The sequence below is a fragment of the Pedobacter sp. W3I1 genome, from assembly GCF_030816015.1.
GTDB lineage: Bacteria > Bacteroidota > Bacteroidia > Sphingobacteriales > Sphingobacteriaceae > Pedobacter.
The window spans coordinates 5289888-5307442 of the sequence record NZ_JAUSXN010000001.1 but is presented as its reverse complement, the minus strand read 5'-3'; the positions used below and the strand labels follow the sequence as shown (position 1 = coordinate 5307442).

Sequence of the window (17555 nt, the reverse complement as noted above, 5' to 3'; positions counted from 1 at the left end):
TATTTATCTATCTAGAATATTCAGATAAAATTTAATATCTAATTTCAAGAATCTTAGTGTTCTTACAATTGACCATCTAAAAAATAGACCGATGATATTTGTTTCTGAATATAATAACGCTGCTAGTTTTTTACCTTCATCGTATTCTTTTACTGAAATTAAATACAATAGATCATTAAAATAGGTTGGCTGGGTTTTCCAGCGCCAAAAGCGTTTAGCTATGTTAAAATCATCTTTATTCTCCGCAAGTAATCCGATAATTCTTTTTTGTATTAGCGTATCTTCTTCAATTCTTAACGCAATACTTTTGTAATTTCTACTTAGTTGTGCTGCATGTAAACGAAGATAGGTAAGTTTATAAGGAATTCTTCCAATATCTCCTACAGCTGCCAACTTAGTCCATAAATCGAAATCGGCACTCAAAGTCATCTGATCATCAAATAGTCCAACTGCAATAATTGACGAAGTATTTATGGTTATATTAGAAATATTGCCTGGTATACAGCCCCATTTTGAAGATAATATAGCATACAATTTTGTATCAATTATGGACGGGGTACCATCAATTTTTTCCGAAGGGTTAACCAATCCATTTTCATCAATATACTCTACTCCGTGATAACTCATTGTTATATTCGGATAAAGATTGTGAAAATTAAGGCATTCTTCGAGACAGTTTGGCATCATGATATCATCTTGTGCCCACAAATGTATCAATGGTGATTGGCAAGCTTTAATTAGTTTGTTAAGTGTTTTAAAAAGCCCTAAATTTTTATCATTATATAAAATCCTAACATTGTGGTTTAGGTTTTCTAACTGTTTCAAATAGCTTAGGCTTCCGTCAGTAGAAGCGTCATCACAGATAAGCACTTCATAGTTTTGCTCTGTTTGGTTTAAAATTGAATAAATAGCACTATCCAAATATTTTAAACCATTATAAACCGGAAGTACAATAGAAATTTTTGGCATTAATTGCATTCTAATTCAAAAAGAAGTTCTGATCCAAATAAAGTAGGTGCAATGAAAAAAAGAAACTGATTAATTATTTTAAGGGGTTTCTTCCCTAGTTTCCCTAATATACTGTAAAGTGGAGGCAAGCCATTTACAGATGAAGACTTAACATTAAAGTTGTATTTTTCAAACATATGGGCGGCCGATTTCTTTGTATACCATCGCAAGTGCGTATAGTCCATAATGCCATCATGAGTATATTCGAATTTTCCTAAAAGAAGATTAAACCTTGTTTTGAAATACATAATGTTTGGTAAAGCAATAAGAATTGTCGCCTTATTTTTTGATGCTAGATTATAAATATCTACCAACAGTTTTTCAGGAAATGCGATATGCTCTAATATATGCGAACATATTATATAGTTATATTGGTTCTTGTATACTTCATCTGGAAGTCCATTTTCTAGGTTAAAATTGTAAATATTTCCACAAAATTTAGCCGCTAACTTCATTTCATCGTTCGAAATTGTAATGCCATCTATTGTGTTGCCCAGTTCTTTTAATAAGCTGGCATTATTCCCAGCGCCACATCCTACATCTAATATTTTGCTAGGTAACTTTTTGATCAACCTGATAATGCCAAGATTGCCGCTGTTATTGTATATTTTATCAGATACTTTCATAAAGATGTTTGATGAGTTTTTCAGCTTGGTCTTCAAAACTCCAAGATGCAATAATTTCTGAGGAATTTTGTCCAAAATTTCGCAATTTTGGTAAATTGCTTAAAAGTATTAATTTTTCCTTAAGACTGTTAAGGCTTTGTGATTGGAAAACATAACCATTATAACCTTCTTTTACCAAATCTTGATAAGAGCCAACTTTATTTGAAACCAGTACAGCTTTCCCTGCAGCCATCGCCTCATTTACAGCTAATCCCCAAGTTTCACTAGGCCCCTGTGAGGGCAGACAAAATAAATCGCATGCCTGATAAATGCTAGGCATTGTAGTCTGGTTTTGAAAATCAAGAAAATGTATTCTATTTGAGCTTCGGCTGTTTTTGCTATCGGCTTTTAATTCGTATTCGAGTTTACCATTCCCCACGAAAGCTAAATGGATTGTTGGATTATCGATCTCCAAAAAAGCCTTCATTAATAAGGTTGGATTTTTCTTTGCCTCAAATTTACCAGCAAAAAGAATAAGAATATCATTGTTACCTAATCCAAACTTTGTTCTTAATGCGAAGGCCGCTGCATAATGATCAGTTTTAAATCTTTCATTATCAATTGAATGGGGAGCAAAAGCAAGTTGATTTTCTTTTAAACCATTTTCTTTAAAATAAGCTTTATTTGCTTTACCAACATAAAATGCTTTGTCAACAGCATTATATACCCATCTCAACAGTATTTTTCTTAGTGTTTTTTTTAATAAGTGCTGATCATCAATTAAGTTCGAATCCCCTCTAAACCAAATAGGAATTTTATTTTTAAAATGCCTGATTGCCTTGAGGTGACTATAATAAGACCAACCGAAAAATAATATAACATTGGGATTAAAGGCCTGGATCTCGCTGATCAGATTTGAATTTACAATCCCCAAAAAGTGGTTATAGCCAGGTTTTTTCGCTTGGTTTTCTAAAAAACTATATTCATAGCTTTCTAAAAGCGGAATATCCCATTTAATTTCTTTTTGAAAATCGACATCATAGTGATTATCAGATTTACCTAAAGTGTAAAAAACTTTTAGATTACATTTTTTTGATAATCTTTGAAATAAGGGACTGTAATATTGAATTGGGTGGGATATTACAATTGCTAATCTTTTACTCATTTAATAGCTAGATCAAAAAGATTGCATTGTCTTTCAGTTGTTGCTTTTGCTCTATATTGTTTAAATTCTTTCCAATTAGTTTCAGGTTTGGGCATTTTGCTTTCTGCTACAGCATTTAAGAAAATATAAATGGTATCCATAGCTGATTTAAAATTTAATATATCTGCAACATATCCAGCCTTGCAATCAATTATAGATTGAGATGCACTACTTTCAAGATTAAATATAGCCAAAATAGGTTTTTCAGTCATAATATACGGGTAAATTTTGGAAGCCGTGTAAGCCGGTTTTATATGCCCTGGGATAAATAATGCATCTGCAGTCTGCAAATTATAGATGCTTTCGTAAAAAGAGATACGGTCGGTTTGTTCTGTAACATAGCTACCTAGGCCTAACTTTTCTGCAACGATCTGCAATGTTTTTTGCCCACTACCCAGGGGGGCATAACTTGTCCCAATGAAATGAAATCTTAAATTTTTAAAATTGGCTGCGTTCTTTTTTAAACCTATTTTAAATCCTTTTAATAAAAGCATAACTGCTCTTTGCATATCGAAGCCTCCTCTGCCAACATATACGATGTGTTTGTATTTCGGATCGTTATTAAAGGCAAGTTTTAGCGTTTCTTTATTATTTTCTGCAATTTCCAGATCTTTTTTAAAGCCACCAAAAGTAATCGTATCAGATGGAATGGTTTTTAAATGAGGGTATCTTAAAACCAGATCTTCAATGTAAGCATCAGAAACTGACACCAAACCATTTACTGATTTCATGGCTATTGGTTCTAAATATTTGTCCAGTCTATAAGAAAACCAATATTTTTTTGGCCGTTTATGTTTGGGTTTATCCTCGTAATAATTGGTAAACCAGGGGTCTTGTATATCGATTACATAAGGGATTCCAAATTTTTTCTTCCAATACGGACCTAATACGCATACAGGAAACTGTGTGGTAGAAAAATAAATTAGATCGAAATGCTCTTTTTTTAATAAACGGTCTACATACTGCTTGTAAAACCATAAGGATCTTAATGCGATACTACCCAAACCGAATTTTTTCGTCAAATTTTGTGGCAGCGCACTTATGTGGTGTATCTTAATATAATCCGGAATGGATTTATTTAATAAGTAATCGAAAACAGCATCTGTATACTGTTCTTTTACGGCCACAATTTCTACATCCCAGCCTAAATCTTTATAAAAAGGTAAACTCATCCTTATTCGCTGCATATCTGCAGCATTAGAAGGGGCAAAATAGGGTGAAATGATTAATGCTTTTTTATTTTGCATTGTTCTTTAATTATTTAAAGATTCTTGAAAAAAAAGCAGGGTAAGGGCCACGGATAAGGTGCAAACCGTACGCATTTTTGATATTCCTTTTATTCTTATTTGCGAACGGAGAAAGTAAACTAATGTAATATCCAAGTCTAAAAAATCTATCACTTTGCCATTTATCCCAACCTTTTCCCTGGATGAAATATTCTAATATGGGTTGATAGTTCCATCTAAAATCCAGTTTAAATATCTTATTGTGGGTAAATAATACGTCATTTAAAATTCCTTGATCAAAAGGTCCCCATATCTTTTTATCGCTGTCATCTTCGGCTCCATAAGGATATATACCTCGTTCGTAGGCTAAGTCTAGCAAGTGTAAAGCTTGTTGGTCAAAAACAAGAAAACCAGTGTTCGCAGTCCATTTTACATGTACTGCCCTAGTATGCCGCTGCTCTGCATCCATGCAAGCACCAATAAAACCTGCAGGGACGTCTTCCATGGCGGGTGCATTTTTACTGATTAAGATGTCATCATCAACAATAATGTATCTTTTAAAGTATGGTAATATTTTGTGTACCTGTAGCTTGTTAAAATGTGGAGCCCTATTTAAAGGATTATGAGGTTTCTTTAACAATATGCTGCTATAACCATGTTTTGCTGCCCACACACTAAGCCTTTTGAATGTATACGAACTCAAATGTTCCCGATTTCCGATCGACACCATAACAACGACAGTATCCTCTGCTTCAGTCATATTAAATGATATTATTTAAAGCATTAATAAATTTTATTTTTTCGATCTCCCAATTAAAGTGTGTGTTACCCAAAAGCGAACAATATTGTTTCGCTTTAATTAAGCGTTCGGGAAAAAGTTGATAATCGTGTATAATTTTGGTTAAGGAACGGATATTATCATTCTGATATAGGTCTCCCATATCTGGGTAAGACATGTATAATTTAGTTTGAGCTAATGTATCACTGGCTATTACAGCTAAGCCACACTGAATATATGTGAAAATCTTGTTGCTTAATGCGATATTATTATTAATGCAAAAGCCAGTTTCGGTAGCTAGACCAATGTCATATCTTTTACAAATTTTGAAAAGGTTATCTTGGTTTACGGGTTTATGCCATACCAGGTATCTTGGATCAAATTTGATAAGTGCATTAATATGGTTTTTGTATTCATAGCTTACGTCGCCTAGAAGATGAAGTTTGAAATCACCTTGTAAATCATTTAATGCGTTAATAATGTTTTCTATCCCTCTATTGTTTCCAATTGTTTGAGAGAACCAAAAAAGTTCGAGCGGCCTGCTACCTATGGCAGCTTTAATGCTTAGTTCTTGTTTAGGAAATACATTGAGTACAGTGGTAAATTTCTTATGATATATTTTTTCGTATGCCTCTGCGATTAATTCACTTGCGGCTGTTAGATGGTTAGCCATAGGCAAGTAATGATCCTCTATGTAAATTAAGCTTTTTCGTTCAGTTATTAGAAGATTTTCTCCCCTATGAAAATCTTCTGCATCAAAACCGAAAGGCACATCGTTTTTTTTTGCAGCATCAGCGGCTATTGCTAGTGCCCCAGAATTGTGTGCAATATATAAATCTGCTTTTGCTTCCACGGCTTTTTTGTACTGCCATAGATAATGTCTGTTAAGTATAAATTTATGAATGGTAGTTTTGTTTGTGAATACTTTGGCGACTCCTTTAAAAAATTTTTGAACAATTCCATGCGAAATTCTGTACTTATTGTTTTTCTTTACCCATCTTAAAGCATCATATGTTAACTGTGGATATTTCGACAGTAACAGATCGTCATCTTTTAGAAGATAATCCATATACTGTGTGAATATTACGTGCACTTTAAACCCTGATTCCAATAAGGCATTAACTTCTTTCATTAACCGTGGATCTGTGGAAATGTGACCTGGCGTAATCAGGCAAATAGTAGTAATTTTGCTTTTTTTACTAAGCATAATGATTCATTTTATAGCTAACTACTAGATTATCATTTTTATAGTGAGTTAATAAAATCGGCTAGTTTTTCTCCATAATTATCCCAGCTAAATTTTTCTGATTTGCATATCGCATTTTCAGACATTTTCTTTAATAATATGTGATCATTATATAACATTTCTATTCTGTTGGCTATAGCAGAGGCATCTTTAATAGGAACAATATATCCTTCTTTTCTATCATCAATAATCGCATCTGCACCAGCATTTGGTGTGCTGATTATTGGTAAACCACAGGCCATTGCCTCAAGTTGCACCAAAGCTAGGCCTTCATCTAGACTAGGTAACACAAATACTGAAGCTTTATTGTAATAATTAACCAACTCTTGGTGGGGGATGTAATCATAATGCGTAAATAAATGTTTATATTGGTTATAATAAGCGATAAACTGATCCTCCACTTTGCCTATTAGGATACATTTAACTGCAATTCGCTGTGCTAGTTGCTGCAATGCTTCGAATAAATAATATTGACCTTTACGTACACCAATGGTTCCAACACAGATAATTGTGAATTCGTCCTTATGCAGGTGATATGCTTTAAAAATATCCTTATTAACCCCATAAGGAATGAGTATACACTTAGCCCGGTCAATACCGTTTTCAACAAAGGATCCAATAACGTGGTTGGAAGGGCAAAGGAGATAGTCAGCTAGTTCTGCTTCAGTAAGTTGCCTTTTAACAATAAAATCGGGTGTAGGGCTTTTAAATGTTAAACCTAACTTCCGGTATTCTTCATCCAATATCTCATTTTGATATTTATTGCATGAACCACATTCTTCTACCAACGCGATTCCACCATTTTTTTTTACTGTTTTTATCGACTCAAGGGCCGACCACGCATAAGCCAAGATAATTTTGCTCCGTTTAACATTTTTTGCCGCAAGTAGGTCAAATAAGATAGGCATATTATTATCTAACCACTTAACCATAAAGTTAGAACCCGAAAATATTCTGGAAAGTAAATAGGCAGGCACGAAAATTGGCGCTAAAAATTTGGCGCGCTTTTTCTCAATGGACACGCGGTTAAGATATTTTTTACTTGGGTGAGCGGTAATTACTTTTTCAAGTAAATTATGTTGTTGGAGCTGAAAGGCAGTATAATCTGAATGAAATTTGGTGCCGCAGGTTACCGTAACCATATTATTGCCTACTTTATCCATGTTTGTTGATCAGATTGCTATATAAACTTAAATATTCTTGAATAATTACTTCGGCGGAAAATCTTTTTTCTGCATCTTTTCTAACCTCATATCTGCTAACCTCCCCAATCTTTTTCACGTACTTGATCATTTCATTAACATCATCGCACTTAAATCCGTTTCTTCCGTTTATAACGATTTCTGCTACCGACCCACGGTTAAAACCAATAACTGGTGTGCCACAGGCCAATGCCTCGGCCATTACTATTCCAAATGGTTCGTTCCACTCTATGGGCATAAGAAAAGCGAGCGCACTTCCTAATAAGTCGTTTTTTTTTGCATCATTTACCGCACCAATATATTTAACTTGTTCGTTAAGTCTGGGTTTGATAGCCTCATCAAAATAGTGTTGATGCTCCTCAGGGACATTACCGGCAATAATCAATTTTTTTTCCGTCTGTATGGCAACCTCAATTGCAGTATGTGTTCCTTTAATAGGCTCAATTCGCCCTAAGAAAACCAATGGAGCATCTTGATCAACTTTTTCCTGAAAATGATAAAAGTCTAAATCAACCCCATTAAAAATTGCTGAAGAAGGGGCATATGGAGTAATCTGTTGGCTTATATATTCACTGCAACCGGTAAATGCCAACGAGTTCTGTTTCGCATAACGCATAGCCCCTGTAATTGAAGATACCGTTGGCTCTCTTTGATAGCTCATCAACTTGGGTAACTTAAATGGTAGCTGTGGAAATAAATAAACTAATCTGCCAAAGTTATGTACAATGTCATATTGATTTTTATACAACTCTCTATTGATAAGCAACATATTTTTAAGCACATCTGTTTTATTTGTACTCTTTCTTCCTACGTAAGGGAAGAGTTTAGCATTTGTTAAAGAATCGGAGTGTGCAAATAAACTTACCTCATGGCCTAATGTACAATAACCTTGTACAAGCATAAATATAACCCTTTCAATTCCGCCATATAGTATCGGCGGTACAGGAAGCTCTGGGTCGGCTATTATGGCGATTTTCAGTTTACTTTTCATTGGATGTGGAGATACGATTTGATTCGTTTTGTTATTTTCCATCCGAATAAGTTTACAAGGAATTTGGTTTTTCCACCTGCTGGAAAGGCATAATTGGATCCACCAAGTTCATTAACCAAGTTATTTGTTTCTTTGTATAAATCCATATGCTGCGGGTAAAAGATATAACACCAATGTTTTAAAGCATCGGCACAGATAGGTTTTGTTCGTTCAGAGTTTTCAAATTTTAAAATATTTTCAACGCCCAGCTTAGTAGATAGAAAGGCCGATTCTAATGCTTGCCTGGTTTTTTGATTTGATAATGAATTCGTCAATCCTGAACGGTAATATAAAGTTGCATTTTTTGTAAACATTATTTTTTTACTTGCTAATAATACCCGTATAAAAAAATCAAAATCATTAATTAATGATAAGCGTTCGTCCCATAAACCTGAAGTTAAAAGTATTTTTCTAGGGATAAGCCATAAAGCACATTGCATCATATTTGGGCCATTTCCTAACGATTCTACGAGCCAATCAATGGGTAACATATCACGCCATACGCTCTCATTATTTAATTGAAAGGTATTTAAATCGTCATTATAAAATCTACCCCATGCGCTGGAGGCAATTGTATTTTCGGTATTGGAGAGTGCATTTACCTGGTTTTTTATAAAATCAGGCGATAGGATATCATCAGCATCAAAGAATTTAATATATTCTCCTTTAGCATACTTAAATGCTTCATTCGCTGCTGCACATTGGCCTTTATTATCTTGGTCAATAATGTGTAGTTTTTCCCACTTATACTCATTAAGTATATCCAAAGTTTTATCTTTCGAACCATCATTTACTACAATTACCTCAATATTTTTATAACTCTGTGCAAATAATGAATCTAGAGCTGTACTTATATGTTTTTCTGTATTGTAGGCAGGTATACAGATTGATACTAAAGGTGTTAAGCTCATTAATTACGATCGAATCTAATTTTCAATGTTTCATATAAACTTAATGAATTCATCGTTTCGTATTTATTGATCTCATAAGTATTCCACATTTCGTGACAGAGATGAATCGCTTTTGTATTTTTCGTAACAAAATATCCCTTGCTCTCGTATATAAATGGCAATAATTTTCTAACCAGTAATTTAATATGAAAGATGCGATCAATTTTTTTATAAGCAATGAGCTTATTAACCCAGCGCCAGGAAATAGGGTTGATCACGTCATATTTTAATATTTCAACATTTAATTCTGCTGCACATTTTTGGATAACGAAAGGACCAAATTCGCAATAATGAAGGTCGTTGCCTGTCTCTATATAATTGATCAATCTTCTATTGGGCTCCTCAAGTAAAAAGGTTGAAATTTTTGAGTTTTTTTCGAGCTTCATGAGGCAGCCATTGGCCAGTTCCCCATAATTATATTCGTATGTGGAGCAGAAATATGCTGTTTTGTTTAATTGATAGATATTATCTGTGAAGATAATATCTGTATCAGAATAAATTCCGCCAATTTTATGCAGCAGTCTGTAACGGAAAAGATCACTGATATTAGGGATGGGCAGTTTTAGCGCCTCAATATAATAGTTAACTGTATCTATAGGTAAAATAGTATTCGCATCTTCTATAACAACTCCCGCTGGTATCCCCTTAATTTCTTGATAACACCATAAAACAGGTGTCATCCCTTGTTTTAAGCACGACTTACAGCAAAGAATCTCAATAGGAGAGAACTTTGAGCCTATCCAAAATAAATGTATCGGATTTAAATAAATCTCTTCCATGCGGTATTAAAGTAGTATTTTTTTGAAATGTCTACGTAATGGTGCAATTTGACTTCGTTTAAATTAGGGTTTGATCCTTCAGGGTTGACAACGTATTCTGCCTTGTTTAAAACTATATGGTTTTTACCTGCTACCAACATAGCTGAGAGCGCCTGCTCTAAAAAATATGATGGACTTTGTTTTTCTTCTAAAGTTTTACTCCAAATTTCTAAATCATCCCAATTGATTATATTTGAATCGATACCAAATATTCCAACATTCAATAAAGTTGGGATATCTTGCCCACAAAGAGATTTCATTAACTGTTTATCAAAGCCATACGATTCGACAGTATCCAACATATAGGTACAATCCTTTGGATCTTGTAGCCATGTAATCATTTCAGTAGGATTACTCCAAAATAGCATGTCTGAATCGAGTACTAATTTATAGGTATCTGGACTAAGCGTATGGATATCTGTTAACTTTTTAATGTGCGGATAAACTTTTCGTTTGTAATGCAGGTAAGGATATTTAGCTTTCGGCAATACTTTATAAAGATTCAATTCGATTTCGTCGTTTAAAATTAATTCTACGTTTGGCATTTGCTGTTTTATCTCATTTATTAAGTATTCATCAAAACTTCCATCATCAATAAGAATAAATCTGAATTTCTGTTGCGAATTTTTTACAAGCGAATGCGCGCAGAAGAGCGTCTGGTAGAGATAGTTTTTTCCAGTTAAGAAATAAATTGGTAAACCATTGGGATATGATATTATTTCTGGTAGAAAATGACTTGATCTAATCATTTCTTTTTTTCCTTTTAACATCTTATAGTAACTATATAAACCACCAAAGCGTTGAATGTTTTTCCAATTAGATTTTGGATAACGATATACATGGTTGATTAATTTTTGAAGCATGTTAAATGTTAACGGTGTTCGGGCGCAGAGAAAAATAACGATCAACTATTTTTACACCAATTTTTTGCCCTGGCTTTTCAATTATCAAAAAAGAGATGTAAGCAGTAAAAGTTGTGAAAGTAAATAAAATAAGATAGTTAATTACAAAGTTGATATACGCGCTACCTGAAATATTGATTGAAAATAGGTTATAAATACCTATCTTCCTTATTAAAAAAATCATCGCATATTGCCATAAATAAGCACTATAGCTGATCTTTCCAATAAATAACAAAAGTCTATTTTCTAACCAAGGATAGCTTTTACTTCTGCCCAAGAAAGCAAGAAAAATAGCAAATCCAGCTGCAATTATAGTGTTATTTTCAAAAATAGGAAGAGCGGTCATAATTGAAAATATGACAAGAGCTGCTATTGTTAATGATGCGCTAATTAATTGTTCATCATTGCTATGAATTTCTTGTAAATAAAAATATAATACAAAACCAATTGCAAAAACAGGGAGCTGATTGGGAAACCAGAAATACATAAAAGATCCATCGACAGCTACGCTTGAAAATAATGGCAAATTTATGATGTAATAAGCTAATATTTTAACGATGAATGTGATAAAAAGAAAATAAATTGCCTTAGGAAGATTTGTGATATAGTTAAATAGAAAAGGGACAAAAAGATAAAAAAACATCTCAATACCAATTGACCATCCCCCAGGCACGATGCTATTGATATATTTAGGTGAGAATCCATGTAAAAATAAAAAATTCGTCATAGTACCAAAGCCCCAATATTGATTATAAAAAGAATAGAATAATACCGCTGCATAATATGCTGGAGCAATCCTGAAAAGACGGCGTAAGTAGAAATTCGTATTGCTTTTTCTATTGTGCTGTAGTGTGTAAAATAGCGTATATGCGCTGATAATGAAAAATAACTGTACGCCAAAAACGCCAGATTCAATAAAGTGTTTAATCATTGGTTTTAAATTCGCAATATTACTGAGTTCAGTAGAATGAGCCATTAAAACCATTAATACTGCAACACCCCTTATGGCATCTAAATATTTTAATCTGTTATTTGCCAATGATCGAACGCTTATAATTCACTTAAACCTTTCATTTTACCAAAATTTGATTGCCATTCCAATTGATACTTTTCGTCAATCCAAGGTTTTGTCCGAAGATATAAACGTATTAATCTTAATATTAATCCAATTTTACTAATAGGCCGCCAAGGATTGATTTGGTGTATTTGAAGCACTTTTACCCACGATCTATTGCTTTCAAAAGCCATTCTTTTGAGATACTGCAATTCAAATCTATTTTTTGGAATGAGATGAGTTACCACCATATCTGGAAAATAACCAATTTCATAACCGTTTTTAATAGTGGTTAGAACAATATCATTATCTTCACCTGATGTGAGTGATTTTCCTTTACGTCCTAATGCTAATCTAATGGTAGAATTCTCTATTTCCTCGAAATAAGCCATAAATGCCTTTTTTCGAATGACCATCCCTGTACCAATGGGCGCAAATAGTGGATAATCAGATATTAAATACTTTGTTTTATCAAAATTGGAGATATATTGACATTCTCCAAAGTCCTGACAACCTAAATTAATGCCTGATGTAAAAAACCAATCCTGTGGTCTTTCCTCATACTGTGGAAGAGATTTGCCTCCAAAACACCCAATTTGAGGAAAATTTAAACTATGCTTGATGGCTGTTTCTAAATAGTTCATTGTCAATACATTGTCGTCATCTACAAAGATAATAAGATCGGTCTTAACAATTTTTACGCCTGCTATGCGAGCATTAGATAAACCCATATTTGGCTCAAATATAATTTGAGAATTAGGGTGCCAAGAAAAGTCTGCATTTATCTCTAAACGAGGGGAGCTATTGTTGTCAACAATAATTAATTCCCAATTATTTGGTGAGATTGTTTGTATAGATAAAGCATCTACAACCTTTTTTAATATATCTAGCCTAGGGTTATATGTACATATAACAACTGAAGCAACCAGATTAGATTTCATTTTTCACACTTTTAATCGCAGATTCATAGTTTTCTAATTGCATCTTTAGAATTTGTTCACAATTGTACGTTAACTCTATGCGTTTTCTTGCTCTGTTGCCTAAGGATAATCGTAATTCGTCGTTTTCGATTAAAGTATTAATTTTAGCAGAAATCTGATGTGGCTGTTTTGGTTCTATCAATAATCCGCATTCTCCAAAATTTAAGATTTCGGCTAAGCCTCCTTCTTTACTGCCGATAATAGCCTTGCCTGCAGCCATTGCCTCGCAGCACGCAATACCAAAACTTTCATAGTGACTAGGGAAAACAAATATATCTCCTGTTTGCAAAAAATCAATGATATGGCTATGAGGTACTTTTCCTATGAACTCTACACTTCTTTTGAAATTTATTAGCTTTTCCTTTAAAAAATCATCCATAAGTGTTTCATTTTTTGGACTAAATGAAGGTGCTCCTACAAACGTGAAAATAGCATTAGGATATTGCTTGAGGACTTGAGGTATGGCATCAGCTAAATCAATCACCCCTTTACGTTTTTCAAGCCGACCGAAATAAATAATAGAAATTTTGTTCTCTAAAGTTATTCTAGGTTTAATTAACTGTAATTGTAGATTGATATCAAAGGGCAACGGAATAATATCAGTCTTATTTTCCACGGCAAAACCCATGGATTTTAACTTTTCGTAGATTGAAATACTTGGACTACTTATTTTATCTGCTGCTGCAATAATATCAAATTCGTGTTTATAGTTTTTTTTAATTGGCGACGAGCTAAGTTTGGGGATTTTAAATCTTTTCAGTGATCCTAGTATAAAGCGAATTTTTGCCATTAATGGTAATGGTTGGTAGGATAGTTTATCTACTAAGTAAAGAGGAGTATGTAATCTTACAATTAAAGGGATTTGTGGAAATGATTTTTTAATGGATAGCCCGCATCCCTGAAAGTCAGTTCCTTCTATTACATTAAATTCATAGCGGTGATGATAATGCTTGAACACTTCAACAACCTTGTTATCAAACTCCCTCCAATTTGATGATGGGACTCTAATTACATTTTTACGCTCTTCTTTAACTTCTGTCTTATCCGTTCCACAGAAAACAATTGCTAAGTGCCCAGTCTCATTAAACTTGTTAATTGCTAACTCTAAATATGTGCCAATTCCACCTCCACCTGTTTCTGGTGGGAATTCGTAAGAAATAAATGCTATATTCAACTATTAACTATTTATTTTAAAGATGTATTGATGAAATAATGAGCAACTGCTTCGGGGTTTAACCAACGTTCAAAAACAGTTTGGTTAATGGCTTTGATATTTCCCCAATCCTCAGGAGTAATTTTAATAAGTTTTTCATTAAGTAACTCCCAACTTTCATCTTCTACCTCCCATAATTCAAAAGCATTTATATCAAAATATGGTTCGGTAAGCAGGCGATCAGTAACTAGAGGAATACCAAGAAAAAGGGATAATGTTAAAATATTACGCCAACCCCAATGAAAACCACAGGTAAATACACCTAATTTTGACGAAGCTAGCATTTTTTCATAGTCTATAATTTCTCCAATTTTCATCGGAAATTTTTTTTTGTCAAAGCGTTGTGAAATGCTATTGTCACAAACTGATGATTCTGTTAGTTTTAAAATAGAATTGATCTTGAATCCTTTTTTTGAAAGTTCCTTTAATTCCTGATGTAATTTAATTCGATGTGCTGGCCATCCCCATGATGTATCACTCAAGGTAATATCAAACTGCAGTTTTTCATTTCTTAAATTTAAAAGATCATTGTACCTCAAACGCAGAGCTTTATGTACTGTTTGGTATGGGTTCGACAACCTGAATGTTTTTCGGATACGATGCTGAATGTTTAAACTGAATTGCGTTATCCTATTGATTTGGTGCTTCTTAGATAGGTTTGGACCTATAGGAATAAATTTTCTGACTTTATGAAAATGGCTTTCAAAGAGTGGAATTTTTTTTGACAGCAAGTCGGTATACCATCCCACATCTTCTACAGTTTGCCATTTGTAGAACCTGGGCATCGATTTCCGCTTAAATACATCACTATTATAACCAGCACAAAAATATACCTCAGCATGTACAATCAATCCCGAAAATAAAGCGAAAGAATCCTCATTGTCTATTATACATTTAATTTTTCGGTCTCCATTTTCAACTATCAGAAATGATAAATGACGGAGGCTTGGATAAGATAAGATTTCTGCAGAAAAACCATATTCGGTCATCTTTTTTAAATCCCATTCGGCATAGCGAATTTCTTTTTTTGCAGCAAGTTCCATCAATCCAAAACGTAACCAATCGTTCCGTTCTTCAGGTGTATCTCTAAACCAATGAACCTTAACCATTAATCAACTTTCATTATTAAGAAATTTATAAAAGAGTGTGGTATCTTCAGTTTTTATAAAGTCTTCACTAATGGCCAATGCCTCGTCAATTACGTGATGCATATCCATGTATCTATATGTGCCTAAGCGGCCAATGAAAGTTACTTTGCTTTCCTCATCAGCTAATGCTCTGTAGTTTTTCAAAAGTTCTTTATCAGCTTGTAGCCTTTTGGGGTAATAAGGAATATCCTCTGGTGTGGTTTCTTTACTAAATTCCTTGAAATAAATACTTTTCTCATGTGTCTCCCAGGGTGTGAAATGTTTATGTTCATGGATTCTGGTATAAGGAACATCCTTTGAGCAGTAATTGATGACAGGATTACCTTGATAATCATCTCCATCAAATATATTTTTTTCAAAGATACTCGTGCGATAGGCAAGTCTTCCTAGTTTGAAGTTGAAATAAGTATCTAGAGGGCCCGAATAGAAAATATGATCGAAAGCTACATTGTCATCACTAGTATATTTTAAACCTAATTTTACTTTTATGTTTGGGTGATTAAGCATTTTTTCCACTATTTCTGTATAACCATTTACTGGAATACCCTGAAATTTAGAGTTGTAATAATTATCATCATAATTGAAACGAATAGGTAATCTACTCAAAATGCTTGCAGGCAATTCTTTTGGATCGCATCCCCATTGTTTCATGGTATAACCTTTAAAGAAATTCTCATAGAGCGCTCTGCCCATAAGCTTTAAAGCTTGATCTTCAAAATTTTTAGGATTAACGATTGAAGTATCTCGTTGTTCTGCTACAAATTCTTCAGCTTCTCTAGGGTTAAACTGTTTTCCGAAAAACTGATTAATCGTTAAGAGATTTATGGGAAGGGTAAATAAACCTTTTGGGGTGACTGCTTTTACACGATTAACGTACGGTCTAAACTCACCGAATTTTTGAATGTAGTTCCAGACTTTTTCATTGCTGGTATTAAAAATATGAGGTCCATAAACATGTTCCATTACATTAGTTTGATCATCGCGTTTAGTATAACAATTCCCTGCTAAATGATTTCTTGAATCAACTATTGTTATTTTATATGCCTCTGTAATTGCAAGTTCATGAGCAATTACACTCCCAGAGAAACCAGTACCGACAATTAAAATTTCTATCATGAACGTTTAGAATTAAGTATAGCTCCAATAGTCATTTTCAGCTTTCTATATAATCTTTCTAAGCAATCAAAGCCTTTCAATGGTAAAAGGTAATATCGTCTTTTCTCAAGTTTATATAATTCAGGTTGAATAGACGAACCAGCATTTTTTTTTAGGAAATCTAACGATTTTTTAAAGCGGCGAATATTTCTAGTCCTAAAGTCCTCTTTTAATAGAACAAAAAGATATTGGTCAAACATTGATGAAGTGTTAACTCCTTTTATTTGCATGCCTTTGTTAAATTTTATTTCTTTAGAATTAAAATCGAAGTCTTTTGAAAAATACTGCTCCAGTAACTTTGCTTTGACTTCTGATATATTCTTAAAAAAACTCCAAAAAATCAAATTATGTTCATCAAAAAAGTTTGGACCTAAATGATTAAAGAGCTCCTTTTTAATTGATCTACTAGTTTTAGAATTTTCATGTCTTCTAAAGTAAACAGAAGTATAGTTTTCTATTTTAAAGGCACTTGCATCTTGTGTGAGCCAAAAACAAAACCAAATGTACTGATCCATTGTAAAATGCAATTGATTGGGTAGAGGGGAGAAAAAATCCCAAATTTCTTTTTTAAAAAAAGTTCCAGGTTGATTATTAAAGCCCTTGGCTATATAATCTTGTTTCTCACTGAAAAAAGGCGTAACCTCTTCCCAGCTACCATTATTATCAAAGTTATTTACAATACTTGTCACAGCCAATACATCATGCTTCAGAAAACTATTACTGATGTTTTTTAAGGCATTCTTGTGTAAATAATCATCACTATTTAACCAGTTGATTATATCGCCTGTCGCAATCTTATAGCCTTTATTAATTGCGTCTGTTTGACCAAAATCGGGTTCAGATATCCAATAGGTTAATTTATCCCCATACTTCTTAATAATATCTAAAGTATTATCGGTACTCCCTCCATCAATTATTATATACTCTAAATTTTCATAGTTTTGATTCAACACAGAAATGATAGTTTGCTCAATAAATTGACCTTGATTAAAGGTTGGGGTGATTATGCTGATTTTAGGTATTTTCGAATTCAATA

At 33.4% G+C, this 17555-nt stretch carries 17 protein-coding genes; all 17 read right to left on the bottom strand.

The features are described 5' to 3' along the window. Positions 1 to 3: 3 nt before the first annotated feature. Genes QF042_RS21790 through QF042_RS21710 form a run of 17 tightly spaced genes read right to left on the bottom strand, consistent with a single transcriptional unit; the run spans position 4 to position 17553 of the window. A complete protein-coding gene (locus QF042_RS21790; protein WP_307532206.1) occupies positions 4 to 969 on the bottom strand; it encodes a glycosyltransferase family 2 protein in 966 nt (321 codons plus the stop codon). Beyond that, on the bottom strand, positions 969 to 1634 hold the full coding sequence (locus QF042_RS21785) for a class I SAM-dependent methyltransferase (protein WP_307532205.1): 666 nt from the start codon (positions 1632 to 1634) through the stop codon (positions 969 to 971). The genes QF042_RS21790 and QF042_RS21785 overlap by 1 nt, the downstream gene beginning before the upstream one ends. Further along, a complete protein-coding gene (locus tag QF042_RS21780) occupies positions 1621 to 2778 on the bottom strand; it encodes a glycosyltransferase family 4 protein (protein ID WP_307532204.1) in 1158 nt (385 codons plus the stop codon). Before QF042_RS21780 ends, QF042_RS21785 begins: the two co-directional genes overlap by 14 nt. After that, positions 2775 to 4064, bottom strand: a complete 1290-nt coding sequence (locus QF042_RS21775; protein WP_307532202.1) for a hypothetical protein — start codon at positions 4062 to 4064, stop codon at positions 2775 to 2777. Before QF042_RS21775 ends, QF042_RS21780 begins: the two co-directional genes overlap by 4 nt. Before the next feature lie 10 nt (positions 4065 to 4074). Beyond that, positions 4075 to 4803, bottom strand: coding sequence for a hypothetical protein (locus QF042_RS21770; RefSeq protein WP_307532201.1), 729 nt, complete (start codon positions 4801 to 4803; stop codon positions 4075 to 4077). 1 nt (position 4804) lies between these two features. Further along, positions 4805 to 6028: a hypothetical protein gene (locus QF042_RS21765; RefSeq protein WP_307532200.1), complete on the bottom strand. Its 1224-nt coding sequence runs from the start codon at positions 6026 to 6028 to the stop codon at positions 4805 to 4807. 38 nt (positions 6029 to 6066) lie between these two features. Further along, on the bottom strand, positions 6067 to 7230 hold the full coding sequence (locus tag QF042_RS21760) for a glycosyltransferase family 4 protein (protein ID WP_307532199.1): 1164 nt from the start codon (positions 7228 to 7230) through the stop codon (positions 6067 to 6069). Beyond that, entirely contained in the window at positions 7223 to 8302 is a 1080-nt protein-coding gene (locus QF042_RS21755; protein ID WP_307532198.1) for a glycosyltransferase family 4 protein, read from the bottom strand. The genes QF042_RS21760 and QF042_RS21755 overlap by 8 nt, the downstream gene beginning before the upstream one ends. Continuing rightward, a complete protein-coding gene (locus tag QF042_RS21750) occupies positions 8257 to 9210 on the bottom strand; it encodes a glycosyltransferase family A protein (RefSeq protein ID WP_307532197.1) in 954 nt (317 codons plus the stop codon). The genes QF042_RS21755 and QF042_RS21750 overlap by 46 nt, the downstream gene beginning before the upstream one ends. Beyond that, positions 9210 to 10028 (bottom strand): glycosyltransferase, encoded by an 819-nt coding sequence (locus tag QF042_RS21745; RefSeq protein ID WP_307532196.1) that lies wholly within the window; start codon positions 10026 to 10028, stop codon positions 9210 to 9212. The genes QF042_RS21750 and QF042_RS21745 overlap by 1 nt, the downstream gene beginning before the upstream one ends. Further along, positions 10010 to 10930, bottom strand: coding sequence for a hypothetical protein (locus QF042_RS21740; RefSeq protein WP_307532195.1), 921 nt, complete (start codon positions 10928 to 10930; stop codon positions 10010 to 10012). Before QF042_RS21740 ends, QF042_RS21745 begins: the two co-directional genes overlap by 19 nt. Before the next feature lies 1 nt (position 10931). Further along, complete coding sequence (locus QF042_RS21735; RefSeq protein WP_307532194.1) at positions 10932 to 12008, bottom strand: acyltransferase; 1077 nt, start codon at positions 12006 to 12008, stop codon at positions 10932 to 10934. A gap of 11 nt (positions 12009 to 12019) precedes the next feature. Beyond that, complete coding sequence (locus QF042_RS21730; protein WP_307532193.1) at positions 12020 to 12964, bottom strand: glycosyltransferase; 945 nt, start codon at positions 12962 to 12964, stop codon at positions 12020 to 12022. Continuing rightward, positions 12954 to 14177 (bottom strand): glycosyltransferase family 4 protein, encoded by a 1224-nt coding sequence (locus tag QF042_RS21725; RefSeq protein WP_307532192.1) that lies wholly within the window; start codon positions 14175 to 14177, stop codon positions 12954 to 12956. Before QF042_RS21725 ends, QF042_RS21730 begins: the two co-directional genes overlap by 11 nt. Before the next feature lie 11 nt (positions 14178 to 14188). After that, positions 14189 to 15325 (bottom strand): hypothetical protein, encoded by a 1137-nt coding sequence (locus QF042_RS21720; protein ID WP_307532191.1) that lies wholly within the window; start codon positions 15323 to 15325, stop codon positions 14189 to 14191. Positions 15326 to 15328: 3 nt separating this feature from the next. After that, complete coding sequence (glf, locus tag QF042_RS21715; protein WP_307532190.1) at positions 15329 to 16480, bottom strand: UDP-galactopyranose mutase; 1152 nt, start codon at positions 16478 to 16480, stop codon at positions 15329 to 15331. Further along, complete coding sequence (locus tag QF042_RS21710) at positions 16477 to 17553, bottom strand: glycosyltransferase family 2 protein (protein ID WP_307532189.1); 1077 nt, start codon at positions 17551 to 17553, stop codon at positions 16477 to 16479. Before QF042_RS21710 ends, glf begins: the two co-directional genes overlap by 4 nt. Positions 17554 to 17555: the final 2 nt, after the last annotated feature.